A 17,979-nucleotide genomic window follows, 5' to 3' on the forward strand; every position below is an offset into this window, starting at 1 on the left:
TGCAAGTTTTTTGGTGTATCTTAACGGCAACCGTGTTTGCTGACGGGATAGCCATTTGAAGAGGGATAAACCAGACTTTAGTTTTTGGCCGGAGCAATGGCTGAAGCTGGAGTTGGAACAGGCGCAACAACCGCAGGTGGCACGACTTTTTCGGCAACTTCTTGCTTAACGGGTTTAACGCTTTTATGTTGAAACAGATTTTGTTGCCAAGCACCCACCAATGCCCCCAGAATAATGCCAATGACCAAGAAACTGCGCCACGGGGCTTTTTTCGTGGCAAACGGGTCAAGCAATTGACGCTCGGCATTTTTCGGCAATTTTGCCGTACTGGTCAACAAATGCCCGAACGGAATATTAATATAAGCCTTAGTGTTAATCGCCCATCCACTGGCATCAAGGATAGGGGCGAGATTGCGGCGGTGTAGCTTGAAAGAAGCGATCAGCATCGAAGGGCCAGAAATGAATAATAAGATCCCCAACAATGATAAGGGCATCTGCCACCAGACCAGCGATAAAAAGCCGCTGACAATAGAAGCGATGGCTGCGCCTATCGCACCTATCGCCAAACCAATAGCGGCAAAAATGCCTGCAAATTTACCTGCATCAAACGGTACGGGCGCGGCCTCAGTGGCACTGATAGCGGCTGTACTGCCTGCCAAGGTTTTCGCTTGGGCTTCTTTATCACGGGCGGCGGCAAACTTTTCAATTTGTTCGGCGAGCATTTTGCCTAAGCGTTGATAAGGCGACCAAAACGCTTGGCCGATGCTGATCGGATGGTCGATAATTTTCACAATCGTGGCATCCCAATCGCCGCCTTGCCGGTCATAAAAAATCCCGTTACGCCCAACCAACAAATTATCCGCATCCCCGCCTGTAAAGGCGGCGGCAATGGTCATTTTTTCTTGTGTGCCGGGGCGGGTACAGTCGCAATAGGCCAAAAAAATCAGGCTGGAACTTGCCAAAGCACTGTGCTTGGCAATGTCCGTCACTCTGATACATAAGCTACAGCTTCTGCCGTCTAAAAATAAAGTGCCGGCCTGAAAAATGCTGTGCGGGTTGGACGAATAAAAATCCCGGAAAGAGACGAAATTATTCAGCAAACGGTATAAGTCGCGGTAGTAATAAATTAATCGCTCGACCGATTCAATCGCCTCGGCTTCCGCCGCCAAAGCTTGGTCTTTAGCAATCAAAAGGCTGAGCTGGTGCTGATAATCGCCCGCTAATAAAGCCTGTAGACGCTCTATGCTTAAGCGTTCAACGGCTTCGGCCGGTTTACTTTGCAGCCACAGGTCATAGCCGACAAACTTCGCTTTGGCTTCTTGCCATTGCGCCCAACTTAAAGACTCCAACCTACCCAGTAAAGGCAAGAAAACCGCTTGGTTTAACTGGCTTATCTGCACCGCCCAAGCCGGATTTAAACCTTTATTTAAAGGTAGCGGCTTATTCGCGGCGATACTTGCCAAGGGCAAGGCAAGCAGGGCTAAATCGGTCGCTGACAAATCATGCAAAGCCAGTTGTTCATACTGGGCGATTGAAGGGTTTAACAAGGTTGCCGCTTGCGGGTCAAATTCCGCCAGTTGGCAACGGGTGAAATAGTCGTCAATTTTCGGCTTAAGCTGCTTAAAGTTTTCTACGGCGATTAACGCATCCTCCCCTAGTAGCAGATTGTGGGTATTATCGTCAGTATCGACATGCCACCAGTCAATATAGGCCTGCACTTGGCTGAAAAAGTCATCGACTTTTGCTTGGGTCACTCCCATCTCGCCGCAACGGTCCGGCTCCCCGCCCACACAACTCAAAATGTCGGCAATCACCTGCTGGTAAGTCTCGTCATCGACGGCTTGGACGGGTATCACACCATCACCGTTAAACGGGGTTTGGGCAAAAATCTGGGCAATATCGGTAACATCGTCAACCGAAATTTCGTTGGCTTCCGGCTTATTGATGATTTTTAGGATTTCACGGGCCGAAGCCAAGAGTTTCGCACCTTCGGGGTGGGATTGGTCAATCGCCGCCAAAGGCAAAACACTATGGCCCGCTTTGATGTCCAAGGGGTTAATCAGCCGTGCGGTTGTCCATTGTAAAGCGACAACAATTTCCGGCGCGCGGATACGGCCATCTTTATCGGTATCTAGCAAGGCCAAGGTGCGGGGATCAAAATACAGGCCTTGGGTCGGGCAGCTGAGCGCTGTCCAGAGTTTTTGGTCTAACTCCGCCAACGCAATCAAATCTTCCGTGCGCTCCAACTTCACTTGATCAAAGCCTCCCACGCGGACAAATTGCCATTGGTGCGTTTTTTTCTCGGTGCTGGTATCGGCGACTGTGGGCATTAAAATCCTCTCCTAGTTAATGGGTAAGAAATTGTGGCGGCTAGCCACGACAATTTAATTGGATCACTATTTTCACAAGTTTACTGCTTTTGCTTATATGAAGCCACTTGGCAATGCTTTGGATTTGATCACGCGCCGTCATTTTCTTCAAGCCCGTCTTAACGTGGCCGTTTTGTCAGGTTTATGACAATCCCCCCATACCTCCACGGTATTGTCCTGTCCGCATTACACCAATAACCCACCAGACCCCGCAATTCCTGTGACTTAAGCAGTTGGCAAGCGTTTTGCTTTATCTCTGTTAAACGCTTTTTGACCTTGATAATCCTAGCCATGAAAAATCCCAACCGCCAGATCATCATTGACGATACCACGCTAAGAGATGGCGAGCAATCGGCGGGCGTGGCTTTTTCCCTAGACGAAAAGCTAGCGATAGCCACCCAACTGGCAGCGTTAGGCGTACCTGAATTGGAAATTGGCATTCCGGCCATGGGAGCAGTGGAACGCGAAGAAATCCAAGCCATTGCCGCATTAGGTTTACCTGCGCAATTGCTGGTCTGGTCGAGGATGCGCTACGATGATTTACGCGCTTGTTTAGGTCTGAATGTCCATAAAGTGGATTTGTCTATTTCCGCGTCCGACCAACATATCCAGCACAAACTTAAACAATCGCGGCAATGGGTGCTGAAAACCATCAGCGAACTGGTACAAGAAGCAAACAACTTGGGTTTTGAGGTTTGTGTCGGCATGGAAGATGCGTCGCGGGCGGATGTCGGTTTTCTGGTACAAATGGCCGAAACCGCGCAAAAAGCCGGAGCGACCCGGATCCGCTTTGCCGACACAGTAGGCATTATGGAACCGTTCGGGGTGTTCAACACCATTAAAACCTTACGCGCCGCCACTGATTTGGCGATTGAAATGCACGCCCATGATGATTTAGGGCTAGCGACCGCCAACACCCTTGCCGCCGCTTTGGCAGGCGCTACCCATGTTAACACCACCGTCAATGGTTTGGGCGAGCGGGCGGGCAATGCCGCTTTCGAGGAAGTGGTGCTGGGCTTAAAGCAATTGTACGGTTTTGATACGGGCATCCAACTTGCACAGTTTCCGGCCTTGTCGGCTCTGGTCGCCAATGCCTCAGGCGATGCTATAGGCAGCCGCAAGAGCCTGATCGGCAAAAACGTCTTCAGCCATGAGGCGGGTATCCATGTCGATGGCTTATTGAAAGACCCCCACAATTATCAAGGTGTAGACCCGGCTTTGGTCGGGCGTAGCCACCAACTGATCTTGGGCAAGCATTCAGGTACGCAGGGTGTTATCCATGCTTACCAACAACTGGGTATCAGTGTTAGCCGTCCACAGGCGCAAACACTGTTGCAGGCAGTCAGGCGGTTTGTCAGTACCCATAAACACCCCCCCTCAGCAGGTGACCTTAACCATTTTTATCAAAATTTATGAGGATTACAGCCATGAACGAAGAGTTTGATTTGCTTGTAGACCGTTGCGCCATTGAGGCCGAAGCCAGTGACACCGAGGAATTGCCGGGTATTGACGATGACCGTTATCCCGGTTCATTTTTCCGCATCCCCAGACCGCCGATACCCGGCAAGACAGGCTGGAGCTTAAGGTAGTGGTCATGCTGATACCCAATCATCCGGCGGCAGACGCGCCTTTAAGCTTTTTTGCGCAATGGGCGGAAGATGTCAATTGTGTATTTGGCCGCGATCCGGCGGCGCGTAGCGTCATTGAAATATTGCTGACCTATTCGGGAGTCCATGCGGTGCTGTTACACCGTATCAGCCACCGTTTATGGCTGGGGCAATGGAAATTGGCGGCGCGGGTTTTGGCTGCTTTTGCGAAATGGATGACCAGTGTCGAAATCCACCCGGGTGCGACCGTCGGCAGGCGCTTGTTTATTGACCATGCTTTAGGGGTTGTTATTGGCGAAACCGCCGTGATCGGCAATGATGTCACTTTATATCATGGGGTGACGCTGGGCGGTACGACGTGGAATAAGGAAAAACGTCATCCGACCTTGGGCAATAACGTCTTGGTCGGGTCGGGGGCAAAAATCCTCGGAGCGATCACCTTAGGCAACAATGTCCGGGTCGGCGCAAATTCGGTGGTCGTCAAGGATGTGCCGCATTGCTGTACGGTGGTCGGCATCCCCGGACGCATCATCCAAAGCAAAGGCACGCAAATCCAGAACAAGCACGGCATTGACCTCGATCATCATCTGGTACCGGATCCGGTCGGTAAGGCGATTGCTTGCCTGATGGAACGCATTGACGAGCTAGAAGCCAAACAACTGCAACTGCACAAGGCGGTTGCCGAGCAACATTGCGACTCCTGCGAAGCAGAAAGCCTCTGTGGGTCACATCAGGATGCGCCAATTAAACTGACGGTGAGCCTATAATGGATTTATTAGATTTTGAAGCCCAAGGTCTGTATTTTGACGAACCGGATGTGGCGGGTGTTAAAGAGCTGATTGCCGAAGCGTCGGCACAGTATGGCGGCGGCAAGGCAGAATTGCCGTTATTAAAAGCCTATTTCAAAGCCCCTGAATCGTTGAATGTGTTAGTGGCCTTAAACCGTTTTTATTATTACCAGCATCGGCTAGATGATGCCCTTGCCGCGACGACAAAAGCTTTAGCGGTCATCAGAGAGGTGGTGGCTTTTCCCGAAGATTGGCGGGATTTGCAAATAAGCCATTTACAGACGGCACCGGCGGCCTTATTGACCCAAGTCAGGCTGTATCTGTTTACCTTAAAAGCCATCGGTTTTTTACACATGCGCTTAGGGGATTTACAGGTGAGCCAAGCGATTTTTGAAAAATTGGTTGCGCTGGACAGCAAGAACAGGATCGGGGCAGAGGCCCTGTTGGAGTTGGTCATCCAACGCCAAGCGGAATTGTACGCCGCAACCGCCCAAGCCTCCGCTTGAACTTAATAATGGCTTAGCCTTAGCTACCGGAGTTATGTCATGTCAGAAACGAAAACCAAAACTGAGTCAAAGATTAAACCTGATGCCTTATTAACCATCATGGCCTGTGCCGCCTTCATCATGTTGGCTATTTATTTGCTGATTCAAGATTCGTCTTTAATCGGCCCTTTGTAATGTTGACAGCCCTTAGCGGAGAATACCATGAGTTTTGAAGAAGAAATGGAAGAACTGGAGTCCGCTGAAGACTTCTTGCAGTATTTCCAACTGCCTTACGAGGCCAGTGTCGTGCATGTCAACCGCCTGCATATTTTGCAGCGCTTCCACAATTATTTACAGCAAGGCGCGGACAGTATGCCCGAAGACGAGACCGCCAAACGCGCGGTCTACAGCAAATTGTTGACGCGGGCCTACCAGGATTTTGTCGACTCCGATGCGCAGACCGAAAAAGTCTTTAAGGTGTTCCACATGGGCGAGGCGCAAACGGCCTTTGTAGCCTTAAGCGATATAAAAACATGAAACCGGAACGCTTTGACGAAGGCCGCTTTGAATACGGCGAAGCGGTACGGGTAACGCGTAATGTCCGTAATGACGGTACTTATCCCGGCTTGGATGTCGGGCATTTGCTAGTGCGGCGCGGCAGCTTAGGCAATGTCGTGGAAGTCGGCACTTTTTTGCAGGATCAGGTGATTTTTACCGTACATTTCCTCAGCCAAGGCCGTATGGTCGGTTGCCGCTTAGAGGAATTGATCAGTGCCGATGAAGTCTGGAACCCCAGCCGCTTTGAATTTAGGGATAAAGTTGTCTGCACCCTCGATTTGGGTGTCCAAGGCAATGTGCTGGTGGCCAAAGGCAGTGACGGCGAGGTGATGAAGGTCATCCGTGACGATGCCCGCATCCAATATCACGTCGCATTTCATGCCCGCACCTTGCAAGTCCCCGAATCGGCCTTAGCCCCCGCACATCCAGAAACCTTTTGTGAGCCGGAGTTTTGATATGGAGCAGCCCCAAGCGGAAGCCTATAACCTACTAAGGACAGCATTGGCGCTGTTCCAAAAATCCCCCGCCCATTTGGAAGACGCGCAGCTACAGCAAGTGCGCCTCCAAGCCAGCAAGGAATTACAACTGGAAAATCGGGTGCTGAATTCGTCGGAAGCCGCTACGGTAGTGATTAGCGAACAAGAAGTGCAAAACGCTTTTTTGGAAATCCGTAACCGTTACGATAATGACGGGGAATTTCTGGAAGAGCTATACCAAAACCGTCTTGATGAGGATAGCCTACGCGCCGCCTTATATCGGCAATGTAAGGTCGATACCGTCTTGGCGGTGGTCGGTAGCCGTGCCCCGACGGTCAGTGACGTGGAAATCGGCATTTACTACCATGTCCATACCGAGCAGTTCCGGCGGCCTGAACAACGTGAGGCCTGGCATATTTTTATCAGCATCAATGACGATTACCCGGAAAACACCCGGACGATGGCTTTGGCAAGACTCCAACAAATCGGTGCAAAGTTGCAGAAAAAGCCGTATAAATTTGCCGATTTGGCGTTGCAGCATTCCGAATGCCCGACCGCCCTGCAAGGTGGCCTGCTGGGCAAGGTGTCACGCGGCACGCTTTACCCTGAAATTGATGCCGTGCTGTTCACTTTGAAAGAAGGCGAAATCAGCGCGGTGGTGGAATCGGAAATCGGTTTCCATTTGGTGTTGTGCAAGCATATCCAAAAACCGGAAATCTTATCATTACAGAAAGCCACCCCCAAAATCCGCCAATTGATGGACGATAGGGCCAAACGGGTGTGCCAGCGGGCGTGGCTGGCCGGTTTGGCTAAGGAAGCCGACGATAGGCATTAGCCCCGTATTTGCACAAGCCCGTATTTGCACAACTCTATTGAGAGGAAAGCCATCATGACCATTAAAGAAATTAAGCACTGTTCTTTTTGCGGTATCGAACAATCCGCTTCCATACCCTTGATAGCCGGTGCGGAAGGCTATATTTGCGGGGCTTGTGTAGCGCTGGCGCATCAAGTGGTCAGTAACTGGAGCCGCAAGAAAGAATTGTCAAAAATGCAGGGGACATTACCTATCCCGGTAAAAATTAAAGAGCATCTTGACCAGTATGTGATCGGCCAGCAGCTTGCCAAAGAAATTTTGGCGGTGGCCGTCTATAACCACTATAAGCGCCTGAAACATGAGAGCGGTGATGCCGGTCTGGGGCAATTTGACAAAGATGTCGAAATCGGCAAATCCAACCTGCTGCTGATAGGGCCATCAGGCACAGGTAAAACCTTATTAGCCAGTACGCTGGCGAAAATTGTCGGCGTGCCGTTTGTGGTCGCCGATGCCACCACCCTGACGCAAGCCGGTTATGTCGGTGATGATGTCGAAAATATCTTGGTACGTTTGCTGGATGTCGCCGAAGGCAATATGGCGAATGCCGAATGGGGTATTGTTTATCTGGATGAAATCGACAAAATCGCCCGCAGCCCGGAGCAACCTACCGGCACCCGTGACGTGTCCGGCGAAGGTGTGCAACAGGCTTTGTTAAGGCTGGTGGAAGGATCACAGGTCAAATTACCCAACAAAGGCCGCCACAGCAAAGAAGGCAGCGATTTGATTATGGACACCCGCAATATTTTGTTCATTGCAGGCGGCTCTTTCCCTGGCTTGGAAAAGCATGTCGAAAAACGCTTAGTTCCCAGCAATACGGCCATCGGTTTCCATGCCAGCGTTAACCAAACCAACGAAAAACCCAGTTTGGAGGCGATGCTCAACGCCACCCAACCCAGCGATTTGCGCAAATTTGGTTTGATACCTGAGTTTATCGGGCGCTTTCCGGTCTTAGCCCCGTTGGAGCCTTTGGACATTGACGCGCTAATCCGAGTGCTGACCGAACCGAAAAATGCCTTACTCAAACAATACCAGCAATTGTTTGCTTATGAAGGCGTGGCCTTAGAATTTACCCAAGAAGCCTTAGCGGCCATTGCCCAAAAAGCTATAGAGCGCGAGACCGGAGCGCGGGGGTTACGGAGCATTATGGAACAAATCCTCAGAAAAACCATGTTCGACATCCCCTCGGCCAGCGATGTTGAGCAATGTCTGATTGATGCCGATGCCGTACAAGGCACAGGCGATGTCCGCTTGATTAAGAAAGCAGCGGCGGACGGGCTTCGGCAACAGGCGGGGTAGGGGGCTTAATAGCCCCTTACAGGGATGCACATAGATTGATGTAGCCGAGACGTGCTGGCTTTAAGTGGCACACTTAAAGCCAGCCTTTCAAAACTACCCACCCGACTATTATCTACAACAGGGCATAAGCCGTACGCCTAACAGCAACCAACTCACTTTCCCGTATTTTATGACTACCATGAAAACCGAAGACAAAATCCGCCAACAACTGGCCACGAATCCGATTCTGCTCTATATGAAAGGCGTGCCGGAAAATCCCCAGTGCGGTTTTTCCGCCAAAACGGTGGGCATCCTGAAATCGACCGGTTGCCAATATGCTTATGTCAACGTCTTGGCCGCCCCTTTTATCCGCGAAAAGCTTCCCAGCATTTCCCATTGGCCGACTTATCCACAATTGTTCGTCAATGGTGAACTGGTCGGCGGTTGCGACATTGTTGAAGCAATGGCGAACGACGGCAGCTTGTTACCGTTGTTAAACTCGGCGACCCCAAAAACCGAAGCTGCTAGCGACGGGCATTTATCGGTGGCAGACGTAGAACAACTGATCAAGCAAGGCATCAGCGACGCACAAGTGCTGGTTGACGGCGAAGGCTGCGACTTAATGCTTACCGTCATCAGCGGCGAATTTAGGGATTTGTCTTTAGTGAAAAAGCAGCAATGGGTATTGTCGACCTTAAAAGACCCGCTGGCATCCGGCAAGCTCCACGCCGTTAGTGTCAAAGCCTATACCCCAGAAGAATGGCAGGAAAGTCAAGCCCAGCCCACAGGCGGCTTGTTGCAGATACAATTGTGATTATCCCCTTGGCCTGAACAAGTCTTGGGCAGCATGATCTTAGCTAGTGGAGAATAGTATGGCGAAAATAGGCATTTTTTTTGGTACCGATACCGGTAACACCCGCCGGGTGGCGAAAGATATAGCCACCCTGTTAGGGGCGGGTTTAGCGGCCAAACCCGTTAACATCCGCACGGCCAACGTCGACGACCTGCTGCAATACGACGTGTTGATCTTAGGTGCGCCGACTTACGGCGAAGGCGAATTGCCGGGCTTGGGTACGGGTAATGCGACCGAGAGCTGGGCGGAATTTTTACCGAAATTGATCGGTCACGATTTCAGCGGTAAAACCGTCGCCATTTATGGTTTAGGCAACCAGAAAGGCTATCCCAATGACTTTGTCAGTGCCATGGCTTATCTGTACGACAGCTTCCGGCAATGCGGCGCCGCCATCGTCGGAGCCTGCCCTACCGACGGCTATAAATTCAAACACTCTAAATCTGTTATCGACGGGTTGTTTGTCGGCTTGGCATTGGATCAGGAAAACCAAAAAGAACTGACCCAAGAACGTCTGGGCACTTGGCTGCAAAGCCTGCAAACGGTTTGGGCTTAACGGCCATGACCGTACTGCACCCTAAGCTGAAGGCCATTTGCCCAGTGGCACAGTTGCAGCAACAGCCCTTTACGACGCGCAATATCACCCTGAAAAACCAGCCTGCTTCGGCGCTGGTTTTTTGGTTCGACGGTTCTGCTTACAGTTACGTCAACCACTGTATGCACATGCACCGGCCTTTAAACTGCGAACAGGACGCTATTTTTGATGAAACCGGCAATTATCTGCGCTGCTCCATGCACGGTTTTATCTTTGACCCCAAAACGGGCGAGTGCCAAAGCCCCGTCTGTTTGGGACAACGCTTGCAAGCCTTACGCTTGCAAGAACATGAAGGGATGCTCTATTTTGCCGAGAAGCATCTGACATTGCTTGATTGAGAGCCTATTTATGATAGAAGCGACCGCTGTAGTGGTGAAAACCACCGACCAACAAATTTGGATCACAGGCGGCGAACAGTCCGCCTGTGGGGCTTGCCAGCAAAAAGCCTCGTGCACAACAGCGGCACTGGACAGCACCTTCAAAAAAAAGCCCGTACCGATTACCAGCGCGTTGCCGCTAAACACTGGCGACCGGGTGTTGGTAGCGATTGATGAAGGCGTGGTGTTACGCAGTACCTTACTGTTATACCTATTGCCTTTACTGGCTTTGTTGCTCGGTGCAGGACTGGCGGAAAGCCTGTTCGGGCAACAACAACATGCCGATTTATGGATTGCCGCCAGTGCCATCGGCAGTTTGTTGCTGTCACTGTACCTGATCCATAAAGGCCAAAACTTAGGCCTAGTGGGAACGCCCCCCACGCCTGTCATTATTAAAAAGCTTTAACCCACCTGTTATTTATGAATGTCTGGGCCATTAATAAAGACACGCCCCTTAAGCTGTTGCTATTAGAATTAGTGCATTGTTATGGGGAAAATGCCCTGGCATTAAACACCCGCGAGCAACACTTTCAGGCCATCGAGTTATGTACTCTAGCAGACTCCAGTTTGGCCGCCTATATTTATACCTTTGCGCAATCGCCCGGACGTTACGGCATCGACCTAAAATATCCCATTGCCGAGCATAATATCGTCGGCGAAAACGAAAACCTGACCTTAGCGCAAATCTTAGACATTATCGCCAGCCATCTTTTCTCCTAAAGCGTCCTTCGCTTAGGGCAAGCCTTAACCTATTCAAGCTGGCAACCGTAACAGGATGCAGTTGTCGTCAGCAAAGCCCTATGGCATGATATAGCTAACGCAGTATAAATTGATTGTAAAGCCGTTCGCCCTGAGCTTGTCGAAGGGCTCACCACGAACGGCATCATTTTATTGTGCTTTAGCTATATTATCAACGCTTCGCGCCAACTTGCCAAAATTTTGGCCACAATAAAGTAGTGCTTAGCCTTTCCCTCGCCTCAACGATAATTCATCATGATAAAAATCAGTATCCTTTACCCGAATACACCGAATAGCCGCTTTGATATGGCCTATTACCTTGAGCAGCATATTCCCTTGTCTATCAGCCTGCTAAGCGCACATCCTGATTTTCAAAGCGTTTCGGTCGAGCAAGGGCTGAGCGGGGTCATGCCCGGCAGCCCGCCTACTTATTCTGTCATGTGCCATTTTCTGTTTACCTCCATAGAAAGTTTTATTGCCGCCTTCATGCCCCATGCCGCCCAATTGCAGGCGGATATAGCCAATTACACCGACGTGGAACCGATCATCCAATTTAATCAAGTGCTGGTAAGCCAATAAGCAGACTAATGACAACTGGACACATCACTTTCAGCAGGGCAGGCTTGGGCGACGTTGGCACAATAGCGGTTATGGTCGGTGAATTATTGGAGGAAATTATGTCTGCCAGTGGCACACAAGCCTTCAACTTTAATCGGGCGGAAACTGACGCGCGTCTGACGGAGTTTATTAGCCAAGACCAATACATCGTCTTCATAGCGCAGAGTGAAGAGGCCGGGGCAGTAGGGTTTGTCAGCCTTTATAAAAGCCTGGCCTTATACGCTGAAGGCTATTTCGGCACTATCGCCGAATGCTATGTGCGGCCTAAGTACCGCTCCCAAAGCATCGGGCGCGGCTTATTGGCACAAGCCAAAGCCTACGCACTTAATCAAGGCTGGCGGCGTTTGGAAGTGACCACACCACCCCTACCGCCCTTCGACAGGACGCTGGCATTCTACGGACGCGAAGGCTTTAGCGTAGCAGGCGGGCGAAAAATGAAAGTGCTGCTGTAGGGGGGCTGTCAGCATCCTGCAAAGCTTATGGAACAGATTAAATCCGCCTTGATAGCCTGAGCATAAAATAACAACCCGTTGGCCTTATAAAGGAACCGCCTTGATGTTGACCGAAAAATATCTAAACCCTTTCACCGATTATGGGTTTAAACGGATTTTTGGTGAAGAAGCCCATAAAGATCTGCTGCTGGATTTTCTCAACGAATTATTGCGCGAAGAACAAGGCGAAATAAAAACCCTGACGTTTCTAAAAACCGAGCAGTTAGGCTCCACCGAAACCGACCGCAAAGCGATTTTTGATTTATATTGCGAAAATGAAAAAGGCGAAAAGTTTATTGTCGAACTGCAAAAAACCAAGCAAAACTTTTTTAAAGATAGGGCGTTATATTATTCGACCTTCCCGATTCAAGAACAGGCCAAACGGGCCAATTGGAATTACCGCCTGACTGCCGTTTATACCATCGCCATTTTAGATTTTGTCTTTGATGAAGATAAGAATGACACCGATAAATATAAATACTTTGTCAAACTCAGCGATATTGAAACCAACAAAGTGTTTTACAACAAATTGACCTTTGTCTATTTAGAAATGCCCAAATTCAACAAAGCATTGGCTGAAATAGACAGCCGTTTTGAAAAATGGCTGTATGTGCTTAAGCATTTACCCGAACTGGAAAAAATCCCTGCCAAACTGACGGAGAAAATATTCAAACGCCTATTTGAAGTCGCCGAAATTGCCAAATTTAACCATGAACAGCTCATACAATATGAAGACAGCCTAAAGTATTACCGGGATTTGAATAATTCGTTTGCTACCGCGCGGGAAGACGGTAAATCGCAGGGCTTAGCTGTGGGATTGGCAGAAGGCCTAGCTCAGGGCTTGGCTAAGGGATTAACACAAGGGAAAATAGCAGAAAAAGTGACGCTGGCGACTAAGATGAAAGCCAAAGGCTACACGTTAGACGAAATTATCGAACTGACAGGATTAGATCCGCAAACGCTGGAGAATTTATAGGGCTAGTTTGGCAAAGCCCCCAAACCCCACGACGTGACCATGAAAAAGTTCGTCATATTCGCCGCCGTGGGATATTCATTTTATTTTTTAAGCTGCCTGTGCGGCAGTAAATAAGCCAACAAAACACCACCCATTATCCAAGAATTTCTAAGCTGCCTGTGCGGCAGTAAACCTCAGTCTTTTGACTTGATAAACCAAGGTATCTTTCTAAGCTGCCTGTGCGGCAGTAAACGCCCAACAAGCGCAAAACCAAAACCGTGCGATTTTCTAAGCTGCCTGTGCGGCAGTAAACTAGACATCTTTCCTAAATATTGCTGACTATATAAACGTTGACAGGTTAAAATATCAAGTTTTACCCTAAACCACCAAAAAGCCATGAAACCGTATGCCCAGCTACCCACCGACAACCCCGAAGAATACAAACGCCTTGTCGGGTTGTCAAAAGAAGATTTCCAGCACCTCAACAGCAAGCTGTGCGTTTACATCGGCCCTTGCTTGGAACGAAAGCACCGTAACCCGCCCAGACAAAAGACATCGGCAAGGGGGTTGCTGAACTTCCATAAAAGGAAGAAAAAACATTGTTTCTGAACAGAATTTCCTTAACTTAATGGCAGTGACAGCGTACCCTACGGTGAATTGTAAAAGCCGAAAACTTGGCCGTTCACAGTTATGCTAAGTTATGGTAGATTGAACTTAAATAGGACTTCCGGTTGGTTGCTGGTGTTGTTGGGATTGGAGGTGTTGTGATTTCCGCGTTGTACGGCAGTGCGGTGTGGCGGGCTTTTCCGGTTCTGGTTTAAATGTCCTTTTTTCATGCCCAATAAGCCAGTTAAAGGGACTGCCCGCTATTCCACTGGCGAAGTTAGTTTTTTCAAAGGTAAGCGGCTGCTTTAGGCCATCAGGCGGGTAGCCTTTTACCGTAACGTTGGGTGGAATATATGCCAGTCTTAGAAATGTACGAAGAATTTAGGGTCGAGTTTCCAGAACTCACCGCAAAATCAGATATTGAACACTGTAAATACTGGGGTGAAGTTGATCCTGAATTTGCTTACAGTTGGTTTGGAAGCCTCGCAAATACATTAAATAAAGAGATGTCACGGGGAATTGATGTAAAAACGTATAAAAATCAGTTTGAGTTTTTTCACAGCAAGTACATAACTGGCGATAGTGAAGTAAAAAACTGCATTGATGTCTCGTTTATAGAAAACCTATTTTGGCAAGTAGTGCCTGAAAAAGCCTTGCCTTATTGGCAAGCCTTACCGCTACCATTAAAGGAGTTGTATCTGGATTTTTATGGGCATTCTCCGCGCTAACTTTTCTATCAAACTGAACTCACTGACCGGAGGTGATTTTGCAGGTTTATTTTATAATCAAGGTCAGTGGCTTCGTTTCGCTGTCGTTAGCGGCGAACCCCTTGCGGTAAGGTTATCCCTATCATAATTAGCTAAGGTCGGGCATACTGTCTACCCGACCTTTTTGCTAACAAGCTACTGAGGTGCAGAAAACATGCCCAGCCTATTCGAAAAAGTTATTCAGCAAGCCGCCTCGTTGCCTATCGAAATTCAGGACGAAATAGCTGGATAATGGCTAGAGGATCTGGCAAAAAACCTTGCAGCAACCGCAGGAGCAGTGGCTGTCAGAACTGGCCTTGGAAGCGTTGCGCCAGTCAGCACGCGGTGAGATGTTGGCAAGGGGATTCGATGAAATCTGAATTGACCCCAGAGTTTTTAGGGCAGTTCCGCGTTTTACCGAATAGGGTCAGACAAACTACCAGAAAAAACTATCGCTTATGAAAACTAAAGAAGATACTGAACCCGATAGGCTAGCCGAATACAATTTTGATTATACAAAGGCAAAACCCAACAGGTTTGCCAGCACCGCACCAACCGTTACGGTCACGTTAGACGCGGATGTCGCGGCTATTTTTACTAAGAAGGAGTACAGGAAGCGAAACGGAAGTGGAGCGGTGTACGACGCCCCCCGCGTAGCCGTAGGGGCCGGGCGTGTTGACGGAGTTGGAGCGCAAGCGGAAGCGTAGTCAACATGCAAGGCCATCCCGAAACGGCGTCAAGTCATTTGCGCAGGCCAGTGGTGCACAGCGTACCGAAGGGGAGTTGTGTATCGCGGCCGGAGCAGGACGAAGGCGGGCAGCCGAAGGCAATAATCGCCAGGAAAATTTTTCGCCGCTAAAATCGGATGGATCCCATTTTAGCTTTCGCGAAAAATCCTGGCGCGCCTGTTCTGAATCGGTAAACAAAGCCCTAAGAGCTATTTTGTCGGCTTTGCCAAGCACAAAAACAAGCTAAATAATGGGCTTAAGTGTGGGGCTTTCCGATTGTGGCCTAAATATCCTCACAAGCCAGCCAAAGAGAAACTCCGCCCATCACCAACAAAAACACCCCTAAACGGGGTGTTTTCAAACAAATCCTTACCAACCAAGTCTAAACCCAGCCGCTTATTCCAAATTCGCGTGGCGGTAACGCATTTCTTCTTCCGCTATACCCTTCTCATGAATCAAATGCGCGATATACGATTCTAAGAAGAACAAGGTGGACAGTTCAAACACCGTACCCATCGGCATTCCATAAACTTTGCTGTATTGCTCAGGCACGCCGATTTGGAACACGTCGTCGGCCATATCGCCAATGGTTGAGCTGCCTTTGGTGGTGATCAGCAAAATGTCCGCCCGCAGTTCCACGGCGCGTTTAGTGAAGGCGATCAATTGTTCGGTTTCGCCGGAGCCGGAGATGATAATCAGCAAGTCGCCGCGTTTAATGCTGGGGGTGACGATTTCACCGACGACGCTGACGGTGTAGCCGCTGTGCATCAGGCGCATGGCGAAGAATTTGGCGATCAGGCCCGAACGTCCCGCCCCGCACAAGAACACACGTTTGGCTTTATCCAACAGCCGGGTCAGGCGGATGGCATTCGCTTGGTCGGTGGCGCTCAGGATGGCACCGATTTTGTTAATGACCATTTGCTGATGGGTGGATTTGCCGTCGGCAATGTCGCGGATTTGTTTGGCGGCTTCGGCGGGGGAGGCCGCGCCGTAAATCGCCGCGCCGACGACGATAATATCCGCGCCGGCTTCCACCACTTGTTTGACGGTGCTGGCTTTAATGCCGCCCGCAACGGAAACGCGGACTTTTAAGCCCAAGGCGGTAATGGCTTGTAAGTCGGCAAACGGGGTTTGTCCGGCGGCTTGGGCATCGAGTCCGGTATGGACACCGATGATATTCGCGCCCAGTTCGGCGGCGGCTTGTGCACAGGCCACTTTGTCGGGGACGTTGATTAAGTCGATTTGCGCTTCGGCCCGGTGGGCTTTGGCGGCGTTAATGACCCCGGCGATGGTTGCCATGCCCGATACGCCCAGCACGGTACAAATGTCGGCCCCGGCGGCATAAAACGGTGTGGCTTCGTATTCGCCCGCGTCCATCGTCTTTAAATCCACTAAGATCAATTTGTCGGGGAATTTAGCCCGCAACGCCTTAACCATGTCCACGCCGTTATGCTTGATGCAGGGGGTGCCGATTTCAAAAATATCAATATACGGCCCGGCCTGTTCGGCTAAGCTGAGGGTTTGGTCAAAATCCAGCGAATCTAACGCCAGTTGTATTAATGGTCTAGCCATGATGTGTACTCCTCTCTTGTAATTATAATTTTTTCCAAGGCTCAGGCGGGCTGTGCGTGTTTATGCGCCGGGCCTGCGCGGGTTAACGCCCACCTAATGGGGGCAAACTGTAAAACAGGACGGTGCGGATGTCAATTTTCTCCCAGCTAGGTAGGCGTGTTTTAACTCTAGTCCAGCTCCCGTTCCCTTCGGCTTCGCTCAGGGAACGGGAGCTTTGCTCGGAGCGGCGTGGATGGCTTTGGCTTTGGGTTAAACCGCCTGGCATAACAGCTCGGCAATTTGTTCCAAGTTAAGGACTTTTTGCGCCGCGCCATTATCAATGGCGGCTTTGGGCATCCCAAACACCACACAACTGGCTTCGTCTTGGACGATGGTCTGGCCGCCCGCTTGGGCGATGGCTTTCAGGCCACCCGCGCCATCATCGCCCATGCCAGTCAATAACACGGCAATGCACAAGCTGCCATAGTGTTTGGCAATAGAATGGAAAGCGACATCCACCGAGGGGTAGTGCAAGTATTCGGGGGCGTGGCTGTAGGCAAAACGGCCATAGCCATCCAGTTCGAGATTGGCATGGTCGGGCGCGAAATAAATTCGTCCGGGTTCAGGAGATTCGCCAACGGCGGCAACACTGACTTTCAGCTTCACTTTGCCGCCTAACCAGAGCAGGAAGGGATCTAAAAAGCCTTTGCTGATATGTTGGATACACACGATGGGCAATGGATAATGGGCGGGCAGTTTCGCCAGCACCGCCTCAAGGGCTTGCGGGCCACCAGTCGACGCGCCAATCATCAAGATTTTTTGTCGGGGGGTAGCACTAACAAGCTGGGCGGCTAAAGCAGGCCTTGCTGTTTGTGGCTGGGCTTTGCGCCTGAACACGCTGACCCCGGCTAAGACTTTCAGTTTGCGGGCCAGCAGTTGGCCCGCTTCCGGGTCGGTGCTTAAGGTAGCGGCGGGCAAGGCTTCAATGGCTCCCGCCGCTAACTGCGCGTTGCTTAGGGCTTGGCTGTCCGGCGTTGCGGGGCTCATGATCAAGATAGGGGTGGGGCATTGATCCATCAATTGTTGGGTTAGTCTTAACGCCCCTATTAATTGCGCGTCGCTCACCACGACATCCGGCTTAAGCAGACTGATTTCTGTCAAAGCTTGTGGCGCGGTGCTGGCGGTGCCGGCCAGCCCTAAACCTGTGGCTAGATTTAAGGCGCTTTTCAAGGTTGTCAACAGAAAAGGATCATCAGTGACTAAAAACACACGGATCAAGGTCAGCACTCCTG

The 17,979-nt window shown here is 50.3% G+C and carries 22 protein-coding genes; 19 read left to right on the plus strand and 3 right to left on the minus strand.

All coding sequences use genetic code 11. From position 1 onward, the window contains the following. Positions 1–77: 77 nt before the first annotated feature. Positions 78–2,330, minus strand: coding sequence for a hypothetical protein (locus CEK71_RS18895; RefSeq protein ID WP_088620837.1), 2,253 nt, complete (start codon positions 2,328–2,330; stop codon positions 78–80). 330 nt (positions 2,331–2,660) lie between these two features. On the opposite strand from CEK71_RS18895, the gene nifV reads away from it, so the two are divergent. The 19 genes from nifV (at position 2,661) to CEK71_RS18975 (ending at position 14,390) form a co-directional block, all read left to right on the plus strand. Then, complete coding sequence (gene nifV / locus CEK71_RS18900; protein ID WP_088621694.1) at positions 2,661–3,785, plus strand: homocitrate synthase; 1,125 nt, start codon at positions 2,661–2,663, stop codon at positions 3,783–3,785. An 11-nt stretch (positions 3,786–3,796) separates the two neighbouring features. Next, positions 3,797–3,958, plus strand: coding sequence for a hypothetical protein (locus tag CEK71_RS23305; RefSeq protein WP_170065192.1), 162 nt, complete (start codon positions 3,797–3,799; stop codon positions 3,956–3,958). Positions 3,959–3,963: 5 nt separating this feature from the next. Next, the gene (cysE, locus tag CEK71_RS18905; protein ID WP_088620838.1) at positions 3,964–4,743 is read left to right on the plus strand and encodes a serine O-acetyltransferase; all 780 of its coding nucleotides are present in this window, start codon (positions 3,964–3,966) and stop codon (positions 4,741–4,743) included. Continuing rightward, positions 4,743–5,270: a hypothetical protein gene (locus CEK71_RS18910; protein ID WP_088620839.1), complete on the plus strand. Its 528-nt coding sequence runs from the start codon at positions 4,743–4,745 to the stop codon at positions 5,268–5,270. Before cysE ends, CEK71_RS18910 begins: the two co-directional genes overlap by 1 nt. 39 nt (positions 5,271–5,309) lie before the next feature. After that, positions 5,310–5,444 (plus strand): hypothetical protein, encoded by a 135-nt coding sequence (locus CEK71_RS23995; RefSeq protein WP_269766570.1) that lies wholly within the window; start codon positions 5,310–5,312, stop codon positions 5,442–5,444. A gap of 27 nt (positions 5,445–5,471) precedes the next feature. Beyond that, positions 5,472–5,786, plus strand: a complete 315-nt coding sequence (nifW, locus tag CEK71_RS18915; protein ID WP_088620840.1) for a nitrogenase-stabilizing/protective protein NifW — start codon at positions 5,472–5,474, stop codon at positions 5,784–5,786. Further along, positions 5,783–6,262 carry a nitrogen fixation protein NifZ gene (locus CEK71_RS18920; RefSeq protein WP_088620841.1) on the plus strand — a complete coding sequence of 160 codons (480 nt, stop codon included), beginning with the start codon at positions 5,783–5,785 and terminating at the stop codon, positions 6,260–6,262. The genes nifW and CEK71_RS18920 overlap by 4 nt, the downstream gene beginning before the upstream one ends. Position 6,263: 1 nt before the next feature. After that, on the plus strand, positions 6,264–7,118 hold the full coding sequence (nifM, locus tag CEK71_RS18925; protein WP_088620842.1) for a nitrogen fixation protein NifM: 855 nt from the start codon (positions 6,264–6,266) through the stop codon (positions 7,116–7,118). 54 nt (positions 7,119–7,172) lie between these two features. Further along, positions 7,173–8,453 (plus strand): ATP-dependent Clp protease ATP-binding subunit ClpX, encoded by a 1,281-nt coding sequence (clpX, locus tag CEK71_RS18930; RefSeq protein ID WP_088620843.1) that lies wholly within the window; start codon positions 7,173–7,175, stop codon positions 8,451–8,453. Between the two features lie 169 nt (positions 8,454–8,622). Further along, complete coding sequence (gene grxD, locus CEK71_RS18935; protein ID WP_088621695.1) at positions 8,623–9,246, plus strand: Grx4 family monothiol glutaredoxin; 624 nt, start codon at positions 8,623–8,625, stop codon at positions 9,244–9,246. Between the two features lie 58 nt (positions 9,247–9,304). Then, a complete protein-coding gene (locus CEK71_RS18940) occupies positions 9,305–9,838 on the plus strand; it encodes a flavodoxin (RefSeq protein ID WP_088620844.1) in 534 nt (177 codons plus the stop codon). Between the two features lie 5 nt (positions 9,839–9,843). Next, positions 9,844–10,215, plus strand: a complete 372-nt coding sequence (locus CEK71_RS18945) for a Rieske (2Fe-2S) protein (RefSeq protein WP_088621696.1) — start codon at positions 9,844–9,846, stop codon at positions 10,213–10,215. Positions 10,216–10,225: 10 nt separating this feature from the next. Further along, positions 10,226–10,660: a SoxR reducing system RseC family protein gene (locus CEK71_RS18950; protein ID WP_088620845.1), complete on the plus strand. Its 435-nt coding sequence runs from the start codon at positions 10,226–10,228 to the stop codon at positions 10,658–10,660. Positions 10,661–10,674: 14 nt separating this feature from the next. Further along, entirely contained in the window at positions 10,675–10,974 is a 300-nt protein-coding gene (locus CEK71_RS18955) for a hypothetical protein (RefSeq protein WP_088620846.1), read from the plus strand. A 273-nt stretch (positions 10,975–11,247) separates the two neighbouring features. Continuing rightward, entirely contained in the window at positions 11,248–11,571 is a 324-nt protein-coding gene (locus CEK71_RS18960; RefSeq protein ID WP_088620847.1) for an EthD family reductase, read from the plus strand. 8 nt (positions 11,572–11,579) lie between these two features. Continuing rightward, positions 11,580–12,062 carry a GNAT family N-acetyltransferase gene (locus tag CEK71_RS18965; RefSeq protein WP_198328329.1) on the plus strand — a complete coding sequence of 161 codons (483 nt, stop codon included), beginning with the start codon at positions 11,580–11,582 and terminating at the stop codon, positions 12,060–12,062. A 103-nt stretch (positions 12,063–12,165) separates the two neighbouring features. After that, positions 12,166–13,077 carry an Rpn family recombination-promoting nuclease/putative transposase gene (locus tag CEK71_RS18970; protein WP_088620849.1) on the plus strand — a complete coding sequence of 304 codons (912 nt, stop codon included), beginning with the start codon at positions 12,166–12,168 and terminating at the stop codon, positions 13,075–13,077. Between the two features lie 375 nt (positions 13,078–13,452). Then, on the plus strand, positions 13,453–13,665 hold the full coding sequence (locus tag CEK71_RS22830) for a hypothetical protein (protein ID WP_157679422.1): 213 nt from the start codon (positions 13,453–13,455) through the stop codon (positions 13,663–13,665). A 350-nt stretch (positions 13,666–14,015) separates the two neighbouring features. Further along, positions 14,016–14,390, plus strand: coding sequence for a DUF7674 family protein (locus tag CEK71_RS18975; protein WP_088620850.1), 375 nt, complete (start codon positions 14,016–14,018; stop codon positions 14,388–14,390). Positions 14,391–15,532: 1,142 nt separating this feature from the next. Here the strand turns inward: CEK71_RS18975 and hxlAB are convergent. Together hxlAB and CEK71_RS18990 are read right to left on the minus strand one after the other, a co-directional pair. Continuing rightward, positions 15,533–16,708, minus strand: a complete 1,176-nt coding sequence (hxlAB, locus tag CEK71_RS18985; RefSeq protein ID WP_088620852.1) for a bifunctional 3-hexulose-6-phosphate synthase/6-phospho-3-hexuloisomerase — start codon at positions 16,706–16,708, stop codon at positions 15,533–15,535. A 249-nt stretch (positions 16,709–16,957) separates the two neighbouring features. Then, positions 16,958–17,956 (minus strand): chemotaxis protein CheB, encoded by a 999-nt coding sequence (locus CEK71_RS18990; RefSeq protein ID WP_232463840.1) that lies wholly within the window; start codon positions 17,954–17,956, stop codon positions 16,958–16,960. Between the last annotated feature and the right edge of the window lie 23 nt (positions 17,957–17,979).

This window comes from Methylovulum psychrotolerans (genome assembly GCF_002209385.1).
Taxonomy (GTDB): domain Bacteria; phylum Pseudomonadota; class Gammaproteobacteria; order Methylococcales; family Methylomonadaceae; genus Methylovulum; species Methylovulum psychrotolerans.

Coding starts and splice junctions, on each gene's coding strand:
- clpX (WP_088620843.1), top strand. CDS start 7,173: ATGACCATTAAAGAAATTAAGCACTGTTCTTTTTGCGGTATCGAACAA.
- nifM (WP_088620842.1), top strand. CDS start 6,264: ATGGAGCAGCCCCAAGCGGAAGCCTATAACCTACTAAGGACAGCATTG.
- CEK71_RS18965 (WP_198328329.1), top strand. CDS start 11,580: ATGACAACTGGACACATCACTTTCAGCAGGGCAGGCTTGGGCGACGTT.
- CEK71_RS22830 (WP_157679422.1), top strand. CDS start 13,453: ATGAAACCGTATGCCCAGCTACCCACCGACAACCCCGAAGAATACAAA.
- nifV (WP_088621694.1), top strand. CDS start 2,661: ATGAAAAATCCCAACCGCCAGATCATCATTGACGATACCACGCTAAGA.
- cysE (WP_088620838.1), top strand. CDS start 3,964: ATGCTGATACCCAATCATCCGGCGGCAGACGCGCCTTTAAGCTTTTTT.
- CEK71_RS18940 (WP_088620844.1), top strand. CDS start 9,305: ATGGCGAAAATAGGCATTTTTTTTGGTACCGATACCGGTAACACCCGC.
- CEK71_RS18955 (WP_088620846.1), top strand. CDS start 10,675: ATGAATGTCTGGGCCATTAATAAAGACACGCCCCTTAAGCTGTTGCTA.
- CEK71_RS18920 (WP_088620841.1), top strand. CDS start 5,783: ATGAAACCGGAACGCTTTGACGAAGGCCGCTTTGAATACGGCGAAGCG.
- hxlAB (WP_088620852.1), bottom strand. CDS start 16,708: ATGGCTAGACCATTAATACAACTGGCGTTAGATTCGCTGGATTTTGAC.
- CEK71_RS18975 (WP_088620850.1), top strand. CDS start 14,016: ATGCCAGTCTTAGAAATGTACGAAGAATTTAGGGTCGAGTTTCCAGAA.
- CEK71_RS18895 (WP_088620837.1), bottom strand. CDS start 2,330: ATGCCCACAGTCGCCGATACCAGCACCGAGAAAAAAACGCACCAATGG.
- CEK71_RS18960 (WP_088620847.1), top strand. CDS start 11,248: ATGATAAAAATCAGTATCCTTTACCCGAATACACCGAATAGCCGCTTT.
- CEK71_RS23995 (WP_269766570.1), top strand. CDS start 5,310: ATGTCAGAAACGAAAACCAAAACTGAGTCAAAGATTAAACCTGATGCC.
- CEK71_RS18970 (WP_088620849.1), top strand. CDS start 12,166: ATGTTGACCGAAAAATATCTAAACCCTTTCACCGATTATGGGTTTAAA.
- CEK71_RS18950 (WP_088620845.1), top strand. CDS start 10,226: ATGATAGAAGCGACCGCTGTAGTGGTGAAAACCACCGACCAACAAATT.
- nifW (WP_088620840.1), top strand. CDS start 5,472: ATGAGTTTTGAAGAAGAAATGGAAGAACTGGAGTCCGCTGAAGACTTC.
- CEK71_RS23305 (WP_170065192.1), top strand. CDS start 3,797: ATGAACGAAGAGTTTGATTTGCTTGTAGACCGTTGCGCCATTGAGGCC.
- CEK71_RS18945 (WP_088621696.1), top strand. CDS start 9,844: ATGACCGTACTGCACCCTAAGCTGAAGGCCATTTGCCCAGTGGCACAG.
- grxD (WP_088621695.1), top strand. CDS start 8,623: ATGACTACCATGAAAACCGAAGACAAAATCCGCCAACAACTGGCCACG.
- CEK71_RS18910 (WP_088620839.1), top strand. CDS start 4,743: ATGGATTTATTAGATTTTGAAGCCCAAGGTCTGTATTTTGACGAACCG.